This is a genomic window from Larkinella knui (assembly GCF_003858645.1).
Taxonomy (GTDB): domain Bacteria; phylum Bacteroidota; class Bacteroidia; order Cytophagales; family Spirosomataceae; genus Larkinella; species Larkinella knui.
In genome coordinates, this window is the sequence record NZ_RQJP01000004.1 from 626,382 (window position 1) to 646,807 (window position 20,426).

At 50.9% G+C, this 20,426-nt stretch carries 18 protein-coding genes and 1 tRNA gene; 5 read left to right on the forward strand and 14 right to left on the reverse strand.

All coding sequences use genetic code 11. The features are described 5' to 3' along the window. Positions 1–40: 40 nt before the first annotated feature. From EHT87_RS20980 to EHT87_RS20990, 3 genes are all read right to left on the reverse strand, one after another. Positions 41–433, reverse strand: coding sequence for an ExbD/TolR family protein (locus EHT87_RS20980; protein WP_124908618.1), 393 nt, complete (start codon positions 431–433; stop codon positions 41–43). A gap of 86 nt (positions 434–519) precedes the next feature. Then, positions 520–1,227: a MotA/TolQ/ExbB proton channel family protein gene (locus tag EHT87_RS20985; protein ID WP_124908619.1), complete on the reverse strand. Its 708-nt coding sequence runs from the start codon at positions 1,225–1,227 to the stop codon at positions 520–522. A gap of 144 nt (positions 1,228–1,371) precedes the next feature. Next, entirely contained in the window at positions 1,372–2,349 is a 978-nt protein-coding gene (locus tag EHT87_RS20990; RefSeq protein ID WP_124908620.1) for a zinc-dependent alcohol dehydrogenase family protein, read from the reverse strand. A gap of 162 nt (positions 2,350–2,511) precedes the next feature. Between EHT87_RS20990 and EHT87_RS20995 the strand changes: the two genes are divergently transcribed. The 3 genes from EHT87_RS20995 (at position 2,512) to EHT87_RS21005 (ending at position 5,881) form a co-directional block, all read left to right on the forward strand. Next, positions 2,512–3,111, forward strand: a complete 600-nt coding sequence (locus EHT87_RS20995) for a HupE/UreJ family protein (protein ID WP_124908621.1) — start codon at positions 2,512–2,514, stop codon at positions 3,109–3,111. Between the two features lie 251 nt (positions 3,112–3,362). Continuing rightward, on the forward strand, positions 3,363–5,699 hold the full coding sequence (locus EHT87_RS21000) for a M1 family metallopeptidase (protein ID WP_124908896.1): 2,337 nt from the start codon (positions 3,363–3,365) through the stop codon (positions 5,697–5,699). Between the two features lie 108 nt (positions 5,700–5,807). Then, positions 5,808–5,881, forward strand: a tRNA-Pro gene (locus EHT87_RS21005). Between the two features lie 118 nt (positions 5,882–5,999). Here the strand turns inward: EHT87_RS21005 and EHT87_RS21010 are convergent. The 11 genes from EHT87_RS21010 to EHT87_RS21060 all read right to left on the reverse strand — a co-directional run bounded on the left by EHT87_RS21010 (position 6,000) and on the right by EHT87_RS21060 (position 18,148). Beyond that, entirely contained in the window at positions 6,000–6,386 is a 387-nt protein-coding gene (locus EHT87_RS21010) for a VOC family protein (protein ID WP_124908622.1), read from the reverse strand. A gap of 35 nt (positions 6,387–6,421) precedes the next feature. Further along, positions 6,422–6,955 carry a DUF4199 domain-containing protein gene (locus tag EHT87_RS21015; RefSeq protein ID WP_124908623.1) on the reverse strand — a complete coding sequence of 178 codons (534 nt, stop codon included), beginning with the start codon at positions 6,953–6,955 and terminating at the stop codon, positions 6,422–6,424. Positions 6,956–7,069: 114 nt separating this feature from the next. Further along, the gene (locus EHT87_RS21020) at positions 7,070–7,540 is read right to left on the reverse strand and encodes a response regulator transcription factor (RefSeq protein WP_124908624.1); all 471 of its coding nucleotides are present in this window, start codon (positions 7,538–7,540) and stop codon (positions 7,070–7,072) included. A gap of 146 nt (positions 7,541–7,686) precedes the next feature. Further along, positions 7,687–9,066, reverse strand: a complete 1,380-nt coding sequence (locus EHT87_RS21025) for a mandelate racemase/muconate lactonizing enzyme family protein (RefSeq protein ID WP_124908625.1) — start codon at positions 9,064–9,066, stop codon at positions 7,687–7,689. 120 nt (positions 9,067–9,186) lie between these two features. Further along, positions 9,187–10,062, reverse strand: coding sequence for a sugar phosphate isomerase/epimerase family protein (locus tag EHT87_RS21030; protein WP_124908626.1), 876 nt, complete (start codon positions 10,060–10,062; stop codon positions 9,187–9,189). Between the two features lie 44 nt (positions 10,063–10,106). Further along, positions 10,107–10,889, reverse strand: a complete 783-nt coding sequence (locus tag EHT87_RS21035) for an SDR family NAD(P)-dependent oxidoreductase (protein ID WP_124908627.1) — start codon at positions 10,887–10,889, stop codon at positions 10,107–10,109. 22 nt (positions 10,890–10,911) lie between these two features. Continuing rightward, positions 10,912–13,005: an alpha-glucuronidase family glycosyl hydrolase gene (locus EHT87_RS21040; protein ID WP_124908628.1), complete on the reverse strand. Its 2,094-nt coding sequence runs from the start codon at positions 13,003–13,005 to the stop codon at positions 10,912–10,914. A gap of 75 nt (positions 13,006–13,080) precedes the next feature. Then, complete coding sequence (uxuA, locus tag EHT87_RS21045; protein WP_124908629.1) at positions 13,081–14,340, reverse strand: mannonate dehydratase; 1,260 nt, start codon at positions 14,338–14,340, stop codon at positions 13,081–13,083. Between the two features lie 10 nt (positions 14,341–14,350). Continuing rightward, the gene (locus tag EHT87_RS21050; RefSeq protein WP_124908630.1) at positions 14,351–15,799 is read right to left on the reverse strand and encodes a glucuronyl esterase domain-containing protein; all 1,449 of its coding nucleotides are present in this window, start codon (positions 15,797–15,799) and stop codon (positions 14,351–14,353) included. A gap of 3 nt (positions 15,800–15,802) precedes the next feature. Then, the gene (locus EHT87_RS21055) at positions 15,803–17,077 is read right to left on the reverse strand and encodes a mandelate racemase/muconate lactonizing enzyme family protein (RefSeq protein ID WP_124908631.1); all 1,275 of its coding nucleotides are present in this window, start codon (positions 17,075–17,077) and stop codon (positions 15,803–15,805) included. Between the two features lie 126 nt (positions 17,078–17,203). After that, positions 17,204–18,148: an RraA family protein gene (locus EHT87_RS21060; RefSeq protein WP_124908897.1), complete on the reverse strand. Its 945-nt coding sequence runs from the start codon at positions 18,146–18,148 to the stop codon at positions 17,204–17,206. A gap of 33 nt (positions 18,149–18,181) precedes the next feature. Here EHT87_RS21060 and EHT87_RS31655 point away from each other — a divergent pair, with 33 nt between their 5' ends. Together EHT87_RS31655 and EHT87_RS21070 are read left to right on the forward strand one after the other, a co-directional pair. Continuing rightward, positions 18,182–18,829 carry a hypothetical protein gene (locus EHT87_RS31655; RefSeq protein WP_229321217.1) on the forward strand — a complete coding sequence of 216 codons (648 nt, stop codon included), beginning with the start codon at positions 18,182–18,184 and terminating at the stop codon, positions 18,827–18,829. 110 nt (positions 18,830–18,939) lie between these two features. Next, positions 18,940–20,115 (forward strand): MFS transporter, encoded by a 1,176-nt coding sequence (locus EHT87_RS21070; RefSeq protein WP_124908632.1) that lies wholly within the window; start codon positions 18,940–18,942, stop codon positions 20,113–20,115. Positions 20,116–20,426 lie beyond the last annotated feature (311 nt).

Sequence of the window (20,426 nt, forward strand, 5' to 3'; positions counted from 1 at the left end):
TCTAAAATCTACCCGGCCTTTTGTCTTGAAAGGATTGAACTTATTTTGAGGTCGCCATCACCATCTTGATATTCAGTTTGGCACCCGTTTGCAGCACATCTACCAGATCCTGAACGGCCAGCGTCTTATCGACCCGCACCACAATGGTTGGCTCGGCCACATCCTTCAGAACCGACCGCAGTTCCATTTCCAGGTTTTCGGCGGCAATGGGCGTTTTATCGATGAAATACCGCTTCTGGTCATCCACCGACAGCGTGACCTGTTTCTTGCTCAGTTGCTGCGAAGAGGCTGCTTTAGGAAGCAACAGCTTGATAACGTTGGGGTTAGCCACCGTTGAGATAATCAAAAAGAACAACAGCAGGAAGAACATGATGTCGTTCAGTGAGGAGGTGGCAACCTCGGCGGCAAACTTGGTTTTTCTTCGGAATTTCATGTGCGGAGATTATAGAGCAAAGACAGAAAAAAAAAGACGGTTTTCCTGTCAGGCTTTTTTCTCTTGTCTACCTTCTTTTATCTTTCTTATCTTACCCGGGCGGCTTCAGTTGGTTTTTGCAGCACTTCCATGAATTCGAACGAGTTGATCTCCAGCTTCAACGTGAACTTTTCAATGAACATGTTCAGCAGGTGATAGCCGGTATAAGCAATAACGCCGACGATCAGACCGGAACCGGAGGTGATCATTTTTTCGTAAAGACCACCGGCGATGATACCGACGCTAATGTTATCGGACAGCGAGATGTCGTAGAAAATCCGGATAATCCCCGAAATAGTTCCGATGAAACCCAGCATGGGCGCAATACCGGCAATAATTCCTAAATAACCCAAGTTCTTTTCCAGCCGCGACAGTTCAATTTGTCCGACAGTCTCCAGCGTTCCTTCAATCTCCCGGATGGGCGAACCGATACGGCCGACGGCTTTTTCAAAAATGCGGCCAATCGAATTGCGCTGATTCTTGCAGAAGGATTCGGCCGATTTGATGTTGCCCTGCAAAACCATGTCTTTCACATTGTCGATAAAATTATCGTCGACCCGGGTGTTGTTGCGAATAAAGAGCCAGCGTTCGATAATCATGTACAACGCCAGAAAAAACAGGATTGCGATGGGAATCATGACCCAGCCCCCTTTGGCAATCAGATCGAACAATTGCATGCTTTGGGCCGGATTTGCGGCTGCTGCCGTGGAATCGACGGCCGGAGCACCAGCCGTTGGGACTTGTAATAGAATCATGTGCGCTATGAATCAGATAATCGGTTTATAGTTACTACGTAACCGGAGCAGGCGTCTTCGTTGTTCAACGCCCTCTTTGCCGGATTTATTGTAAACGTTGGCTGTTCAAATATAACGAAACAATAAGGAGAATCGTCAGAAAACTTACTGATTAGGCTTTACCAAAATCTTGCCGCGCCGACCGGGCTGTTCGCTGTGTTCAACGGCTTTTTTTATTTCTGAAATTGGGTAGGTTGCTTCAACCGGCACCTGAATCTGACCACCAACGAGCAGGGTAATGACGTTGCGGGCTACGTTCTGCCGCGTTTGACTGTCGACCCGGCGCATCCAGTCCGTCAGCCAGAAGCCTTTGATCGTCAATTCCCTGAAAATCATGAGCCCTGCATTGAAGGACGGATTTTGCAGGCTCAACACCCCGTAAAGGATCATGGTTCCGCCTTTGGCCAGGCATTTCAGCGCGTCGGAAGCCGTGTTTCCGCCCACCGCTTCCAGTACGCAGGTTACGCCTTTGCCTTCCGTGAGGGCCTTGACGCGGTTCGTCAGTTTTTCCTTTTTCGTGTTGACAATCGCCGTAATGCCCAACGCTTTCAGCTCAGCGTCGAGGTCGTTGTGCCGAACCGTGCCGATGGTTTGAATGCCTTTGAGCTTGCAAAGCTGAATCACGAGTTTGCTGAACGACGATCCGGCGGCTGTCAGTAGCACCCACTGGCCCGGTTGCAGCCCCGACTCTTCCAGCATGGCATACGCCGAAAACGGGTTGACAAACAACTGGGCGGCCACTTCGTCAGAAAGGGTGTCCGGTACCGGAATCAAACTGCGCTGGTTGGCCAGTACGTATTCCGACCACGTGCCGATGGCCGTGAAACTCACCCGGATTCCGGTCCGCATCGTCACGCCTTCTCCCAGCGCATCCACAATGCCGACGCCTTCAAAACCCGCGCCGGAGGGCAGTTCGGGTTGAATACCGTACAGATTTTGAACGAACATCAAATCCGAAGGATTGATGGGGCTGGCGATGACTTTGATGCGAACTTCGCCGGGACCCGGTTCGGGCAGAGCGGCATCGACAACCTGAAGCGTGTCGGTTGGTTTTCCAATGGTTGAGAAGGTAACGGTCTGCATGGATGCGGAAAAGCGGTCAGGTGAATGCGAATTACTTTCGACAAAAGTACGATGCAATCCGTAGTTACCCGGTGTAAAATAGGTCTGAATAGACAAACTTTCTATTTTTGCGGCACAATCAATACCGGTTTAAACGGGTAACAAACTTCTTGAGTCGATCTTATGAGTGAATTCTGGGCGTATCTCCAACTGGGCTTTGCTCACATTACCGATCCGGGTGGTTACGACCATGTTTTATTTATCGTGGCGCTGTGTGCGATTTATAACCTCAATCAATGGAAACAGGTCCTGATTCTGATCACGGCTTTTACCATCGGCCACTCGCTTACGCTGGCCCTGGCCACCTTGCAACTCATCGACTATAGCACCGATTTGATTGAACTACTGATTCCCATCACCATTCTGATTACCGCTGTTTCTAATTTTTTCTTTAAAGTACCCAAAAGCCGGTTTAATGAACAGCCGAAGCAACCGAAGGGGCGGTATTCACTGGCTTTGGTGTTCGGATTGATTCACGGTATGGGTTTTTCCAATTATTTACGGAGTTTGCTGGGGCAACAGTCGAGTATCCTGAAACCGTTGTTTGCCTTTAACCTCGGACTCGAATTTGGCCAGATTTTTATCGTTCTCCTGGTGTTGACGCTGGCCTTCGTATTACTCGAACTGCTGAAAGTTCGGCGTCACGACTGGAATCTGATCATTTCCGGTATCGTCGCCGGAATGGCGCTCTCGCTGATCATCAACAATCCGTATTTAAACTGACGTATTAGCAAGGCGGCCCCATTCGATGAGTTGGATTGCTCGCCTGGAATTAGGAGAATAGTGGGGATAAATAGAAACTTTAGCAGCATTATCACTCTCTGCTGCTGAGGGATACGGATAGTTTACCGGTTTGTTAGTAACTTCATAGCCATATTCATCTACAAATTATATTCTGATACCTAACTATGAAGTTTAGATTATCTCTGTTGGTTGCGGGATTGACCGCAATAGTATTTGGCGCCGGGGCTCAAATGCCATCGACACCCAATTATAAGGCCAACGATCGTTTTGAACAAATGGGCTCGTTATTACCCACGCCCAACACCTTCCGTACGGCTTCGGGTTCGCCCGGTCGCGATTTCTTCCAGAACCGGGCCGATTACGACATCAAGGTTGAACTCGATGATGCCAATCAGAAAATAACCGGATCGGAACTGGTGACGTATCATAACAACTCACCCGACGAACTGAAATACATCTGGCTGCAACTGGAGCAGAATTTATTCGAAAAAGGATCCATTGGCGGAATTACCCGGACGGGAAGTGTCAACGAAACCGGCATGTCGGCGGCTTCGCTGGGCGCTCTGACGTCAACCGCCGGGCGGGGACGTGGCCCATCCACGGACCGCGATTTTGGGTATAAAATTACGGCGGTAAAAGACAAAACCGGCAAACCGCTAAAATACACGATTAACCAGACCATGATGCGAATCGACCTGCCCGCGCCGTTAAAACCGGGTCAGAGTTTCGTGTTTGGCGTCGACTGGAATTACCTCATTACGGAATACTACGGACGGAGCGGTTACGAATATTTTGCGAAAGACGGCAACTATAACTATTTCATTGCCCACTGGTTTCCGCGTCTGGCGGTTTACGACGATGTGAATGGCTGGCAGCACAAGCAGTTTCTCGGTCAGGGTGAGTTCACGCTGATTTTCGGAAATTATAAAGTCGCCATCACCGTTCCCAACGACCACATTGTGGCGGCTTCGGGCGAGTGTCAGAATTACAAACAGGTGTTGACGCCCACGCAATCGCAACGGCTGCAAAAAGCCGCCAGTTCGAAAACGCCGGTCGTAATTGTGACCCAGGACGAAGCCGTAGCCGCTGAGAAAGCCAAACCAACCGGAAAAAAAACCTGGATTTACAAAGCCGATAACGTCCGGGATTTCGCCTTTGCCTCCTCGCGCAAATTCATCTGGGATGCCATGCAAACCGACGTCTACGGTGATGGAAAGAAAATCTGGAGCATGTCGTTTTACCCCAAAGAAGGCAATCCGCTCTGGGGACAATATTCGACCCGTGCGGTGGAACATACGCTGAAATCCTACGGAAACCGCACTTTCAAATACCCGTATCCGGTTGCTATTTCGTGTCACGGTACCGCAGGTGGTGGCATGGAATACCCGATGATCAGCTTCAACGGCGGGCGGCCCGAACCGGATGGGACGTATTCCGAAGCCACCAAAGCCGGGATGATCGGCGTGATCATTCACGAAGTGGGCCACAACTTTTTTCCGATGATCGTCAATTCCGACGAGCGGCAATGGGCCTGGATGGACGAGGGGTTAAACACCTTCTGCCAGTATCTGGCCGAAAAAGAATGGGATTACAAATTTCCGACCCGACGTGGCGAGCCCTATCAGATTGTCGATTATATGAAGTCTGACAAATCAGTGCTGTCGCCCATCATGACCTCTTCGGAAAATGTGGTGAACCTGGGCTCCAATGCCTACGCCAAACCGGCGGCCGCCCTGAATATCCTGCGCGAAACCGTCATGGGTCGTGAACTGTTCGACTATGCGTTTAAAGAGTATGCCAATCGCTGGGCCTTCAAAAACCCCACTCCGGCCGACTTCTTCCGCACCATGGAGGATGCCTCGGGCGTCGATCTGGACTGGTTCTGGAAAGGCTGGTTCTACGGCGTCGAACCCGTCGATCAGGATCTGGTCGAAGTCGACTGGTTTACGCTCAATACCCAGAATCCGGAAATCGAAAAAGCCCTGGCCCGCTCTGAAGCCGAAGCCAGAGCCAACACCATGAGCAAAATTCGGGATGCGGCCACCAAAGACCAGACCGTAGTGGCCAAGGACTCGACCATGAAGGATTTCTACAACCGCTACGATCCATACGCCGTAACGGATGCCGACCGGAAGAAATACCAGGATTATCTGGCGACGCTGTCGAACGACGAACGCAAGACGCTCGAATCAAAGAACAACTTCTATACGCTGACGCTGAAAAACAAGGGCGGTTTGCCCATGCCGGTGATTGTGCGAATGCAGTTTGAAGACGGCACGGATTCGGTAGCGCGTTTTCCGGCGGAGATCTGGCGTTTCAACGACGTGCAGATCAACAAGGTGATTGCCACCAGCAAAAAAGTCACGCAATGGACGCTCGACCCCTTTCAGGAAATCGCCGACATCGACGATGCCAACAATTCCTTTCCACGGGTAGCCAAGCCGACGCGTTTCCAGTTGTTCAAGCAGCAGGAGCAACGCCGGGGCGCAGCGGGTCCGAATCCGATGCAGCAACAGCAGCAAAGTACGCAGCCACCGGCCCGGCAGGGAGGAGCCAGTAAGAATTAGGTCCTGATGGACCAATGAATTGTGAACAATGAATTTGCAGGTAAATCGAGATTCTTTCAGCACGATTCATTGTTCATTATTCATTATTCATTAAGTTTGCACCCAATTCGGGATGTAGCACAGCCAGGTAGTGTACTTGCATGGGGTGCAAGGGGTCGTGGGTTCGAATCCCGCCATCCCGACTGGTGGGCCAAACGGCAGTTAGATTAATGATCTAACTGCCGTTTTTTATTTCGCCACCGGTCAGGTTTTCAAAACCTGACCGGTGGCGTCTGCGGTAGAGGTATTATTTGCGGTAGGCTATGCGTCCTCAGGCTGAAAAAGCTGAATCCAATTTCCACAGGTGTCGTCGAAGACGGTTTCAGTGCCCCAGTCGGTTTTTGTCGGCTCTTTTTTAAAAACAACGCCCCGGTTTTTCAGTCGTTCATACTCTTTCTGAATAGCCGCTGAACTGAAGACAATGGCCGGTATACCGGCTTTATACAGCGCTTCTTGAAAATTCTTGCCAATGGGGTTGTCGGTTGGTTCCAGCAATAAACCTGTCCCATCCGGATCTTCCGGCGAAACGACGATCGCCAGGTTGGCTTCCGGAACGTACATGCGGTTGGCAAAACCCAGAACTTCGGTGTAAAATGCAAAAGCTTCGAGGGGGTTATTCACAAATATACCCGTCATTCCAATCTTCATAAAAAACGATTTAGGGGTTTGCAGCCAATTTTTAATTACGCCGTTTGAATGGGCTGGTTGTTTCTTTTCAACAGCAAAGCGCAAATCAGCGAAATAATTAAACCGACCGGTAAAATTTCCAGATACGTGAGTGCAATGACGCCAAGCGGACTCTTATACATTTCCGTATAACCGGCTAATTCTGCCAGTTTTTTGTCCAATTCAAGCTGGCTGGCGCCGTTCGCTTTGGCCTCTTTTAAAACATGATCGATGTACTTTTCCATGAAATCGGGAATGAATACGTAATATTCGATCAGCCAGGTGAAAACGTACATCGAAGAAGCAATCAAAGTGATGTACAGGCCGATTGTAAACGCTTTCCCGAACGAGATAATCCGGTTGTTATAGTTATCTCTGAAGTTTTTTATACCGACAAAAATGAGAGAAAAGGCCAGGATCATGGAGGCATACCCCAGAACCATGTTGCCTTCATAGTTATTGTTGGTGTAACACACCGCCGTGGAGACGACCATCACGCAGGTGAGGATGATACCGGCTATAAGCCCGCAGACCAGTACAATCTTTTTCATAGAAGTAAGTTTACGTTGTTCCGGACAAAATTGAGCAGATCAATTCATTCAACGCTCATCCTTTCGGGTGATTTTTCAGAAAAGTGGTCAATTCATCCTTAAGGAGTAGAAGAGCTAGGGAATCAGGCTGAGCCGTTTGGCCTTTTCAATGGCCTGTGTTCGGCGCTTAACGTCCAGTTTTTCCAGTACTTTCGACGAATGCGTTTTGACGGTATTTAAGGAGACATACAAACGCGAAGCAATTTCCTGATTGCTCAAGCCTTCGGCCATCAATTGCAAAACTTCCAGTTCCCGTTTGCTTAAACCGATTTTAGCCAGTTCGTCTTCGTTTAAACTAAAATCGGTACGGTTGGTGAGATACACCGGTTTTTCGACAACAACAGTTTCTACTTTTGGGCTGATCAATTTTAAAGCGAGCCAGATTCCTAAACCGGTAAATAAAACAGCAATGGCACCAATGTAGACTTCGGAAGCATGATTAATGATGATAAAACGCAATTCAAGCCATTTTAATAAAAACAATAAGAACGCCAGTGAAATACCGTAAAAGAGAATGGGTTTATTTCTTTTCAGGAAATCCAGCATTAGAATTAGGCGAAGTGTAGCGTTCTTTTTACTTCTAAAAATACGGTATTTATGGTAAATACCGAAGCAAACCAAACTGGAAATAGCTTGTTTTCTCCGGCGTTTTCGGAGAAGAATTTAAAATTACTGACGCCCAGATTGGTTGATTATTTGTCCGGAAAAACCGCTTCGTAATGCGCTGAAGGGTCAAAAATGCCTCCGCTTTGTTCGTAAAACGACTGGTCAGTAAGGTAAACGCCTTTTTGAGTTTTCGTCCAGGTTGCGCCAGCTTTGGGATGATACGCCATCATTTTGTCCCAGTTTTTGTAATATTGATGCCCATTGGTTTCCTGTAAACCAACCGTCATGCCGGGAAATGGCGGTAGCCGGGCTGCCACCGATTTGTTCCAGTCGACCAGAATCGGGTTGACCGTCAGATCGGCGCAAAAGCAGGGAATCTTCTTTTCGTAAGCCAACTGCGTGATTTTCATTGTCATGCTCAGCGTTTTAGCAATCGCTTTTACCGCAATGGCGGAGTAGCCCTGCTCAATCCGGCGGGCGGCATCCTCGACGGTATGCGCACTTTCGTCGGCGGCCACCCGCACGCCCATGTCGCCCACAAAAACCTCGTTATTTTCCTCAAACGGTTCTTCAATGACCGCAATCTGATCAAAAGCCCCAATTTTTTTGGCGTGATCCAAAAACCGGAGCAACGTTTCTTTCTTTTCGTAGCGCCCGTTGGCGTCGAAGTAATACGGTATTTTGCCGGTTTTGGTATACGGCGTTTCGTAGTGGCCAATGGCTTTATGAACCGCCGTCAGAAAGGCAATGTCTTTCTCGATCATTTCCGACTGCGTTCCGGCTGATCCGGTTTTCAGCTTCATGATAAAATACCCCTCGTCGGCGGCCGCCTTGATTTTTTCGGCGGTGGTGCCCACACTGAACGACGGAATACTGGCCACCTTGTTGTGCCGGTAGGACAAGCCGGGTTTGTAGGCCGCCGGAACCATATCGTCGAAGCGCGCCATTTTATTTTCCTGCGCGTACAGCAGCCAGGCGGCATTATCGACAGAAACCAGGGCATTCAGGGCGAAGGTTTTTCGCAAATCCGGGTTGCGGGTGATCAGCTTTCCATACGCCAGAACTTCCGGCAGAAGGGTATCGAGTAAGTCGATAGGCGTGGTAAACGACGTTCCCTTAATGAGTTGCAAAGCATGTTCGCTCATGGCATACATCAGCGCGTTGCCGGCACTTTCGGAATGAGCGGCAAACACGCTGGAGTCTGACCAGAGAACGCCCTGCGTCCCCAGACCGATTTTTCGAATGCCGGTATCGGATTCCAGCAACGAAATGGCCTGCCAGCTGTCGGTAATGGCACTCCCTTTAAACCGGTACGGATTCAGCGGTTCGCGCTCAAAATTGGAGTTGACGTTCCTGATCCGAATTTTTGCCAGCGGTTTTTTTGAAACTTCTGATTTCAGTGGAAAACCCGCTAGTCCAGTGGTCAACAGCAAGCTTGTTCTTTCGACAAATTTCCGGCGATTCATATAGTATGTCAACGGTTTTTAATAGGAACGCGGATTGAACGGATGTAACAGATTTTCAAGGATAAAATCAGTTTTGATCTGTTGCATCCGTTCAATCCGCGTTCCTATAAGGAATACGGTTTATGCGGTCATTTTCTCAAAAAGTTGCCGCTGTTCAATCAATGAAGCGACTTTATCCGCCGGATTGGTGTGGCATTCGAGGAGAATCCAGCCTTTGTAATTCATTTTGGCAAACCAGTCCAGCAATTGCTGATACGGATAACCCGGGTCGTTGAACTCGCGGACGTGGACCGTATCGCCAAACCGGTCTTTTACCAGATTGAAGTTGTATTCCAGCCCTTTCCCGTTGAAATCCTGCTTGTTACTGTTCCAGCAAATGGTCGCATTCTTGTTCGGTGCGTGGTCCATGATGGTTTTGATATTCGGCAATTCCTGCGTTTGTTCACCGTGGACTTCCAGCCGGAGTTGCTGTCCGAAATCAGCCGCATACCTGGCCAGTTCGTCCAGCGACTGACCAATCTGCGCCAGCGTCTTTTCCGCCGGAACGTCTTTGTGCAGCGCGTTCGGTTTTACTTTCACCCCCGAACCGCCCACATCGGCGCTCAGCCGGATGAATTCTTTCGTCCGTTCGATGGATTTACGCAACTGCTCCTGGTCCGGGTAATCGTATTGCTGATTCGTGCCCAAACCGACAATCTTGACCGGGCTGTCGGCAAACTTTTTCTTTACTTCCGCCCGTTCGGCCGCTGTCAGATTCGGCATCACGCCGTGGGCGTGTTCCACCCGCAATTCGGCACCGGTAATTCCGGCCGTCGTGCAGTTTTTAATCAGCGTCGGAACGTCCCAGTCTTTGCCCCACAAGTAGGTCACCATGCCGAGTTTCATCTTCGATTTTTTCCACTCGGGCGTATGGGCGAACGCCATTCCCGGCAGCAAAACGGCCCCGGTCAACAGCGACAAATCCTCGATAAAAGCTTTTCGGTTTATTTTTTTCATGGGAAAGTAAAGGGCGAAAGAGTGAATGAAAAGATGGCTGGCCGTTAAAATCCGATCGAATTTCCGCCGTCGACGGGCAGGGAAGCGCCGGTAATGTAGCGGGCGGCATCGGACGACAGAAAGACGGCGGCATGACCAATGTCGTCCGGTTTGCCAAAATGACCCATTGGCGTTCGGCGCATGGCACGGTCGCGCCGGTCGGGGTCACCGCCCATCGCTTTTTTGCTCATCTCGGTTTCAATAAATCCCGGCGCAATCGCATTGACGCGAACGTTGTGGGGCGAAAACTCCGACGCCAGCACTTTCACCATGCCCTCGACGCCCGATTTGGAAGCAGCATACGCCACCACGCGGTCGATGCCGTAGTAGGCCGCCATCGACGAAATCATCAGAATGGAACCGCTGCGCCGGGGAACCATTCGCCGGGCACAGGCGCGGGTCAGGGCAAAAACCGCATTCAGATTGGTTTGAATAATCCGGCTAAACTCTTCATCGGTGACTTCCAACGCCGGTTTTTTCAGGTTAATACCGGCGTTGTTGACCAGAATATCGATGGGCGCGAGCGTCGTTTCAATCTGTTCCACCAAGGCATCCAGCGCGCTTAATTCGGATACGTCATTGACGAAATAATGAGCGGTTTCGCCCAGTTTTTCGATGGCTTCCCGAAGCGGTTCTTCCCGCCGTCCGGTAATAACCACCGTGGCTCCGGCCTGCACCATGCAGCGGGCAATGTCAAAACCGATGCCGGTTCCTCCGCCGGTGATGAGCGCCAGTTTTCCGGTCAATGAAAATACGTTCTGAATGGGTTGATTATCGGATGATTGCACGTTTTCGGGTAGTTAAATACGGTTACCGTAATTGATAAATATCTACTAATTCTTTGACTTCTTTCAGAGTCCGATCTGGCTTTTTATACGGAGCCGGAATGGGTAGTCTGGAAAATTCCTGGAGGTACAGCACCCAGGCATCGCGCCACCAGATGGCTTCTTTTTGCTGCGTCGCCAGCCGACCGGCCACATCGGCGAACGTTTCCGGATCGATGTCTTTTTTGACCGATGTCCATTGCTTTTGCAGCCCGCCAACAGAATCGGCACCGGCATAAAATCGGGTACACAATTCGTCCCACAGCGTTCGATCGGTGCTTAACTTTTTCGTCCACGGAACGTGATGGAACCAAAGTAAATAGGGCAGCGGACAGGTTTCCGGATTATTCCACTGGCGTTGTACCTGAGGGCGGTATTGTAACAGCGCCTGACTTCCCTTCGCCGTCCGGTCGAAACCCAAACCGACCGAATCGGCGCGGTGGTAATAAACCGCCGTCCAGTCGGGGCGTGAACTGCGGTTTTGCCAGGGTTCCGGCGCAAAATGAACACCCGTCCAGGGTCGCGAAAGACCGAGTGGCGTGTTGTAATTGACATAAATCTCCCGCGATTTCAGCAACAAATCCGTAACGGTTTTGACCGATTGCGGCTCGGCCGTCAGCGTCATCTTAACCCACTCAGTAGCAATGGATTCCGACGACAGCGTGTGATCCCAGGCCAGCCGCCCGAAGGCATACCAGTTGGCCTGTGCGAGCGGATGACCCGTCCAGTTTCGGTCGGAACCGGTATTGGCAACGCCGGCCATGACGGTCAATTGATAATCGTGAAGACTGCCGTCGATGACTTTTGCCACCGTCGAACCCTGGCCGCCAGCGTAGGTATCCGAGTCCAGACATTCCTTGAAAATTGGCGCTTCATAAACCAGATGCGTCGAAAAACCGAGGTATTCCTGCGTAATCTGGAATTCCATACCCAAAGGAGTCTGCGGCATCGTTCCAAAAATAGGCGAAAAGGGCTCGCGGGGCTGAAAATCGATGGGTCCGTTTTTAACCTGAACAATGACGTTTTTCTCGAACTGGCCGTCCAGCGGCTTAAATTCGTCGTAGGCGGCTTTGAAACGGTCAGCATTTGGATCCGCTTTGTAAACAAACGCTCGCCAGATCACAATGCCTTTGTGCGGAGCCAGGGCCCTGGCGAGCATATTGGCGCCGTCGGCGTGGTTGCGGCCATAATCCTGCGGGCCGGGTTGGCCTTCTGAGTTGGCCTTGACCAGAAAACCGCCAAAATCGGGAATGAATTTATAAATCTCGTTCGCTTTATCGGCCCACCATTTATTCACGTCCGGATCGAGCGGGTCGGCGGTTTTCAGGCCCCCAATGGTTTTGGGAGCCGGGAAATAAACCGACAGGTAAATCTTGATGCCATAGGGCCGGAAGACGTTTGCGAGGGCGGCCACTTTCTGCAAATATTCGGCCGTCAGAAACCGCGAACTGGCGTTGACATTATTGACCACGGTGCCGTTGATGCCGATGGACGCATTGGCGCGCGCGTAATCCCGGTAGCGCGGGTCGATGCGCTCGGGCAGTTCATACCATTTCCAGAGTGACTGCCCGGCGTAGCCGCGTTCGATGGAACCATCCGGATTGTCCCAATGATTCAACATCCGGTGCTGAATTTTCGGGCTGCTGGTCAGCGAAAGCTGATCGATGGATTGCCCCGTTTTCAGCTGACGCAACAAAGCAAAAACGCCGTATAACACGCCTGAGCCGGTTTTTCCGGCAATTGAAAGACTCGTTTTCTGACTCGTAATCTGGTATCCTTCGTCATTGATCGACGGTAGGTTTGGGTTGATCGTCAGCACAATACCGCCGGTTTTGCCACCAGCACTGGCAACAATCGGTACGGGTTTTCCTACTAAACCCTGCAAACCGGTCTGCAATTCACCGGCGGCTGTTTTCAGAGCCGGATTGGTGCTGTTCAGGACAATAAACTGGGTTGAACGGGCGTAAGCAGCGCGTTTGCCCGTGTCTTTGATCAGGTCATATTTCAGCCACAAGCGATAGCCGTCGTCCGCTTTGCAAATTGTGGAAAATACTAAAAGGAAAACGATCTTGTACTTCATGCCCTTTAAAAGTTGTTTCGCAGACGGGGCCCCCGAGCGGTTAAGCGGAGAAAAAGGAGTTTATCAGAGGCTCCGCTAAACTCTTTTTGCTCCGCTTAACCGCTCGGGCGGCCCCGTCTGCGAAATAAGTTGATCTTCCAAAGCCCGCGCAATTCCTAACTCAAGACCCCGCAATTCGGCCAAACCACGCAGTCGGCCAATGACGGAGTAGCCCGGATAGGTTTTCTTGTGCAGGTCGTCGAGCATCTGGTGACCGTGGTCGGGGCGCATCGGAATTGCGGTTTCGCCAATACCGGTTTTGGTTCGCCGTTGCTGTTCCAGCACAATTTCTTTTACGACCGCGTACATATCCACGTCACCCGCCAGATGGTCGGCTTCGTGGAAATTGCGCGGATTGTCTTCGCGTTTGGTCGTTCGCAGGTGAATAAAATGAATCCGATTGCCAAACCGCCGGATCATGCCCGGCAGGTCGTTGTCCGGACGAATGCCCAGCGAACCGGTGCAGAACGTAATGCCGTTGGCTGTTGTGTCACAAGCCGCCATCAACTGCGCCAGATCCGCTTCCGTGCTCACGACGCGGGGCAAACCCAGCAGCGGCCTCGGCGGATCGTCGGGGTGAATGCAGAGATTGATGCCAACGGATGCGGCCACTGGTGCCACTTCCTGAATGAAATAATAAAGATTTTCGCGCAATTCCCGGTCGCCAATCGTGGCGTATTCATTCAGTAATCCCTGAAACGTATCCAGCGTAAACGCTTCTTCGGAACCGGGTAAACCGAGCAGAACGATGTTGCTAAGTTCGGTGATTTGTTCGGGCGTCATTTGGGCAAACTTCGCCCGAGCCGCCTGAATAACGTCCGGTTCGTAGTCTGTTTCGGCACCCGGACGTTTCAGAATGCACAGATCGAAAACCGCAAAATCTGCCCACACAAACCGCAACGCCAGCGAACCGTCGGGCATTTCGTAACGCAGGTTGGTGCGCGACCAATCCAGAACCGGCATGAAATTGTAGCAAACCGTTTTAATCCCGCAGGCGGCCAGGTTGTGCAATGACTGTTTGTAGGTATCAATATAGTGTGCCCGGCTGGCCCGCCCTTTTTTGATGTCTTCATGAACCGGCAGACTTTCAACCACCGCCCAGTGCAACGAAGAATACCGCCCATTATCGGCTTCAATCAGCTTTTTCCGCTTTTCAATTTCCTCCACCGGCCAGACGTCGCCGACCGGAATCTGGTGCAAAGCCGTCACGATGCCGGTGCATCCCGCCTGGCGGATGTCCATCAGCGAAACCGGATCGTGCGGCCCGAACCACCGCATGGTTTGTAACATTCCCATTCGTACGCAATTACTTGGTTTTAAAATACTTTTTGGCGAATTCCAGAAAAACCGGCCAGTCGGGCAAATCCGTGTGGCCTCCTTCATGGTTGACAAAGCCCAGATCACCCTTGATCAGCGAAACATCCGGTTTGGGCATTTCGGTCGCTCCAATCCCTTTTTTACCCAGCAATTCATAGACCGGACTGGCGGCCACGCAGGCCAGAAATTCGCCGTGCGGATCGGCCCACTGGTCTTTGGTGCCGCCCGTAATAAAAATCGGGCGGGGTGCCACCAGCGCGATCAGTTCGTGCGCATCGACGGGCATGGCCTGCCAGTTGCCGCCGTATTTCAGGAAATTTCCGGCCATCCAATGGTACAAGCCCGAACTGGCTACGTTGTCGATCGTTTCGCCAAAATTCCGTTTTTCGAGCGAGGTACCCATTGAACCGGAGCAGGTGCTAAAAACAATCGCCCACCGCGGATCCAGCGCACCCGCCAGCAAAGCGGTTTTTCCCCAGCGCGAATGCCCCTGAATACCAATCTGTTTGGCATTGATCGCCTGGTCGGTTTCGAAGTAATCGAGCGCGCGGCTCAGCCCCCAGCACCAGGCCGACAACACGCCCCAATCGTCCGGTTTTCGGTCTTTTCCTTCGTTCATCAATCCAATGATGCCTTCGTGTAAACCGGCTCCGCTGTCCATTTGAATGTCGCCGGTATTGATTTTGGCGTAGGCCCAGCCGGTCGCCAACACCATGTCCATCGCCGTTGGCCCGGTCGGCGTCGGCCCCGTAAAATTGCTCCCCGCCACCACCATCAGCGGCACCGGGCCCGAAGCGTTCGCCGGAATATAGAGCGTGATGGTCAGGCTCGGTTTCGCCCTGGGATACTTCGCGTTATCGATGTGTCCGACAATCGTTTTCCGGATGGCTTTCCCGTTCAGCGCGTCCGGTTCGGTAGCCGTCACTTCAAACGTCACCTTTGGGGGATTGGTCGGCGTTTTTCCGACAATCTCGGTTAAATAGTCGTTCAGGATTTCCGGGCGACGTTGTTTCCACCAAACTGTTGCGTTTTTGACCGGTTTGCCGTTTTTCAATACCAGCGGATCGGGCAGTTTGTAGGTATTGGCGATGGCTTCGTCATAATTTGTCCAGTTGCCCCAGCCCGATCGTGTATGCGTATTGCCCGCTTCGTCGTACCAGTTGGTCGAACCGGCCCGTTGTTTCAGATGCTGCGGGCGCTTCGGGTCGTCGGCGGGTGGAGGTAGCTCCGGTAATTTCAACCGGAGCACGTCCATCATCTTTTGCCAGTCTTCCTGAGCGGCCGCGCGCATCGTATTCAGGTAAGCCGTCCGCTCTTCGGGCGTCATTTTCTGAAAATCCGGACTTTGGGCGTTTACACCACCGATTGCCAGGATCGAGATCAGCAGGCCTGTAAATACCGCACCAAAGCGATGGCGGGGAACGGTGCGCTTTTTCATGGATTAAACAAAAAACGGTACATCTTTCGGGGCATACTTTTTCATCCCGGCTTCGTTAATTTCAACGCCGATGCCCGGTTTTTCGGACAACGGAATAAAACCGTCTTTCACCATCGGTCCGTCGAACGTAACGATTTCCTTGAACATCGGATCTTCATGGAAGTAAATCTGCCATTCCAGAATCAGGAAGTTCGGGATCGACGCACAGACGTGGCTGGAGGCCATCGCGCCCAGATACGAGGCCACCATGTGGGGGGCAAACGGCACGTAATAGAGGTTGGCAAGGTTGGCAATGCGCTGGCCTTCGCCCAAACCACCGGCTTTCTGCAAATCCGGCATAATGATGTCTACGGCACCGATTTCGAGAAGCTTCCGAAAACCGTACGCCAGGTAATGGTTTTCACCGGCACAAATGGGCGTGCTGGTCGATTCGGAAATCAGCTTGTAAGCTTCGACATTCTCGGCCGGAATCGGTTCTTCCAGAAACATCAGGTTTAACGGTTCCATCATTTTAGCAACCCGTTTGCCGGTGGTCACATCGTACTTTCCGTGCATATCGACACAGATGTCGACCTTGGGGCCAACGGCTTTCCGAACGGAGGCAATCTGGTTATACATCCGCTCCAGTTCGCCGGGACTGGCGGTCCAGTTATACAAATCGTATTTATTGGGATCGTTTCGTTCGTCAATGTCGTATTTGACCGCATTGAAACCCATCTTCACGGCTTCGCTGGCGCTTTGCGCGAAATGGTCCGTACTTTTGTCGGTATCACGATAGGTTCCGGTGTCACAATACACCCGGATTTTGTCCCGGTATTTGCCCCCCAGCAATTGGTAAACGGGCAATCCGAGGGCTTTACCGGTTAAGTCCCACAAGGCGGTTTCGACGGCGGAGAGCACGGCAATGAACATCCCGGCCTGGGCACCTTCAAAAAAACCGGATTTGCGGATGTCTTCGAACAAGCGGTTGACGTTCAGCGGGCTTTTGCCTTTAATGCGCTCGGCCATCAGCTTCACCAGGTAATAGGTTCCGGGCGTGGCATCGACGCCTTCTCCGCAGCCCCAGATACCCTGATTGGTGTGAATTTTGACAAACAGACTGTGTCCACCGCGAATGAAACCGCATTTGATGTCGGTAATTTTCAGATCGGAAGGCGCTGACGACAGCGGAGTCCGCTCAAGGGCGGTTTCCAGGCCTTCGCCAAAGCTGGACAAAGAAGAAACGGCCAGGGCGCTGGCGATGGCACTTTTAGTAAGAAAAGAGCGACGGGAGTTCATGAGCGTTTAGGAGTTTAAGAAAGAGTTGTATCGCGGAGTTGAGCGGAGTGAAAAGAGTTAAGCAGAGAAAATTAATTACTCTGCTTAACTCCCTTTTTCTCCGCTCAACTCCGCGATACAACTCCCTCACCACGTACGGGTTTTTAGGTATTCCTGAATCTGTTCTTTGGGAACCGGCAATTCGCTGAGGTGGGCGTTGAGCCACTGCGAAAAGTCTTTTTCGATGACATCCGACCAGCGGGAGTCGATCTGGCCCGGTGTATATTTCTGCTCGCGCAGCCGCAGGTGGCCGAACATATCGCGTAGACGGATGATTTCGGACGTTTTGACCACTTTTTCGGCCAGATGGGGCGGAATGAAGCAAACGCCCCCGTCCCGTCCCAGCACGATATCGCCGGGCATAACCATCACCTTGCCGATGCGGGTCGGGCGGTTAATGCCAACTAGTGTGGTGTTCAGGTTGCCTTCGGGATTGTGGTGCGAAGGGTGATAACTGCGGAAATAGGAGGTGAACCCGCCAATCTCTTTCAAACCGGCCACGTCGCGGACAGCGCCTTCGTAGACAATGCCGTTGCCGGTTTTGGCGAAGATGGAATTGCCGAGGTTATCGCCAATCGTGGGGCCATCTTCGTGCATGCCAAACTGATCGACAACGTAGACGTCACCTTTAACGAGCATGTCGATGGGCCAGGCATTCTGGGACTTCACGCGCCCGTCTTTGGTGTGTCCTTTCTCATCCGTAACCCGGTGTACATCCGGTCGGCCCGGCATAAACGTCGCCGTTAGCGCCCGGCCAACCAGCACACTGTCGGGGTTGATCGTCTGCCAGTCGCCCGCAAACTGGTATCTGTAATTTTCGCCTTTCAATACCGCCCAGGCTTCTTCCTGGGTTACCAGTTTCATGCGCTTCAGAATGGCATCCGGCACTTTCGGCCGCCCGTCCGGGAAGCGTTCCCCTTTCCATTCCGGGGTTAAAAAGATCAGTTCTTCGCGGGAAATTTGCTGCCCGAACGATACCGTTGCCAGCCCAAGCAGAAGCAGGGAAATGGCAGATAAGTAGACCCTTTTCATCATAGAGATCAGAAAGAAATAAAGATTCAGAATTTGAAAGAAAGAAGGCAAATTTCAAAAACATCTACCCTTTACCACCCGATTGAATTTCGGGAAGGGCGATTCTGCGATCAGGGAAGGCAAAACCGTGTCCACGTTGTCCGCAAGCGAACAAGTATTGTCCGGCTTCGTACACTTTACAATACTGCCAGAAAAATAGCTGCTGATTATCAGCCACTTAATTTATTGGCATGGCAATTGGCATATAGTAATCACAACAGTAACAACAACAGAAATAATCACAACAACAAATACGAACAAACCATGAAAGCATTATTTGGTACTTTGATCTGCACCGCTTTATTAAGCGCAAACCTCGCAACGGCCACTCCGAACACCCCCAAGACTCGTTCGTTTGAAACCAACGCCTTTGTAACGAATCAAAACAAAATCTGGGTGGCCGTTGAAAAGTCATCGTCTGTTCCCGTAACGGTCGTGTTACGTAACAAGGAAAATGACGTTTTCTTCAAACGGTTTATTGGCAAAAACGAAAGCAAGTTTGCGGCCAAGCTGGACGTCAGCGATTTGGCGGAAGGTCAGTATGAACTGGAGTTTATATCATCCGAAGGAAGCGTTAAAAAAACCGTCAATATTGGTAAACCCGCGGTAGTTGAACCAACCCGGATGATTTCAATGAAATAAAAGATTCTGTAGGATTAGTTTAGGTTAAGAAAGCGCAGGAAAGCTACTTCTGATTCAGAGGTAGCTTTTTTTTGGTTTACCGTAAACTGAAAATCTGTTTATTTTTGCGGATGCAACAGCCGCGTACCATCTACACTACCGCCTTTTTTCTTCTCTGCCTGAGTTCCTTCCTTTTCTTCGCCAGCTTCAACATGCTGATTCCCGAACTGCCCGGCTATCTAACCAGCCTGGGCGGGGCCGAATACAAAGGATACATCATCAGTTTATTCACCCTGACGGCCGGGTTGTCACGTCCTTTCAGCGGCCGCTTAACCGATACCATTGGCCGGGTGCCGGTCATGGCTTTCGGCTCGCTGGTGTGTTTTGTCTGTGGGTTTTTGTATCCGCTGGTTCCATCCGTTTTTTTCGATAGTGTGGCGGCTTTGCTGGTGTTGCGATTGATACACGGTTTTTCGACCGGCTTTAAACCCACCGGAACGTCCGCTTACGTGGCCGATATTGTGCCCGACGAACGCCGGGGTGAAGCGATGGGCGTGCTCGGGCTGAGCGGAAGCGTCGGCATGGCGTTCGGTCCGGCCATCGGGAGTTGGCTCACGTCTGCTTTTGGACTCAACCCTTTATTCTATACGTCTTCGACACTGGCGCTGTTGTCGATCATTATTTTACTCAACATGAAAGAAACGCTGACGGATCGCGTGCCGTTTCGCTGGAGTCTGCTGCGGATTTCGCGCCGGGATGTATTTGAACCGGCGGTATTTGCTCCTTCATTCATAACGTTTCTCAACTCCTTCAGTTTCGGGGCCGTAATCACGCTGGCCCCCGACTTTAGTGAGGCATTACATGTAGGCAACAAGGGGCTGTTTTTTACGGTTTTTACGATTTCCTCGCTCGCGATCCGTTTTCTGGCTGGCAAAGTGTCCGACCAGTACGGGCGTCGTCCGGTTTTGCGGATTGCTTCCCTCATCATTACGGCGGCTATGCTATTATTGGCTTTTAGTACCACCACGGTCTCCTTTTTAGTGGCTGGTGTGGTGTTTGGAATTTCGATGGGGATGTATTCACCAACGGCGCAAGCCTGGACGGTAGACCTCAGTAATGCCGGGAATCGGGGCCGGGCTTTGGCAACGATGTATATTGCTTTAGAAGCCGGAATTGGTTTGGGAGCTTACCTTTCGGCTTCACTTTATGCTAATAAAGCCGGGCGATTTCCGCTGGCCTTTTTAATTATTGCTGCTTTTTCAGCCATTTCATTTCTTTATCTTTTGAATTGGCAGAAAAAAAAATGATCGCATCCCCCGCAGGAATTCTTCGGAATTTGGATAAAAAAAGCATAAAAAATGCCTTTGAAAACGCCATTTTAAAATTGGAGTTAATTCTAAACGAGATTTTTAGTTGTATATTTGTAACCGGTTCGTCGTTAGAAAGGCACATTAGATAAGTAATTATCCTAAAAGAACACCGTTTATACCTCTGTACGTCAAATGACGTATATAATTCTTTAGCAAACAGCTGTGCAAACTGGTTTTCATATGCAAGCAAATTATATTTCGTATAATGGCATGAAAGAGAAATAGTTACTAAATTTTTTTTAGATTTA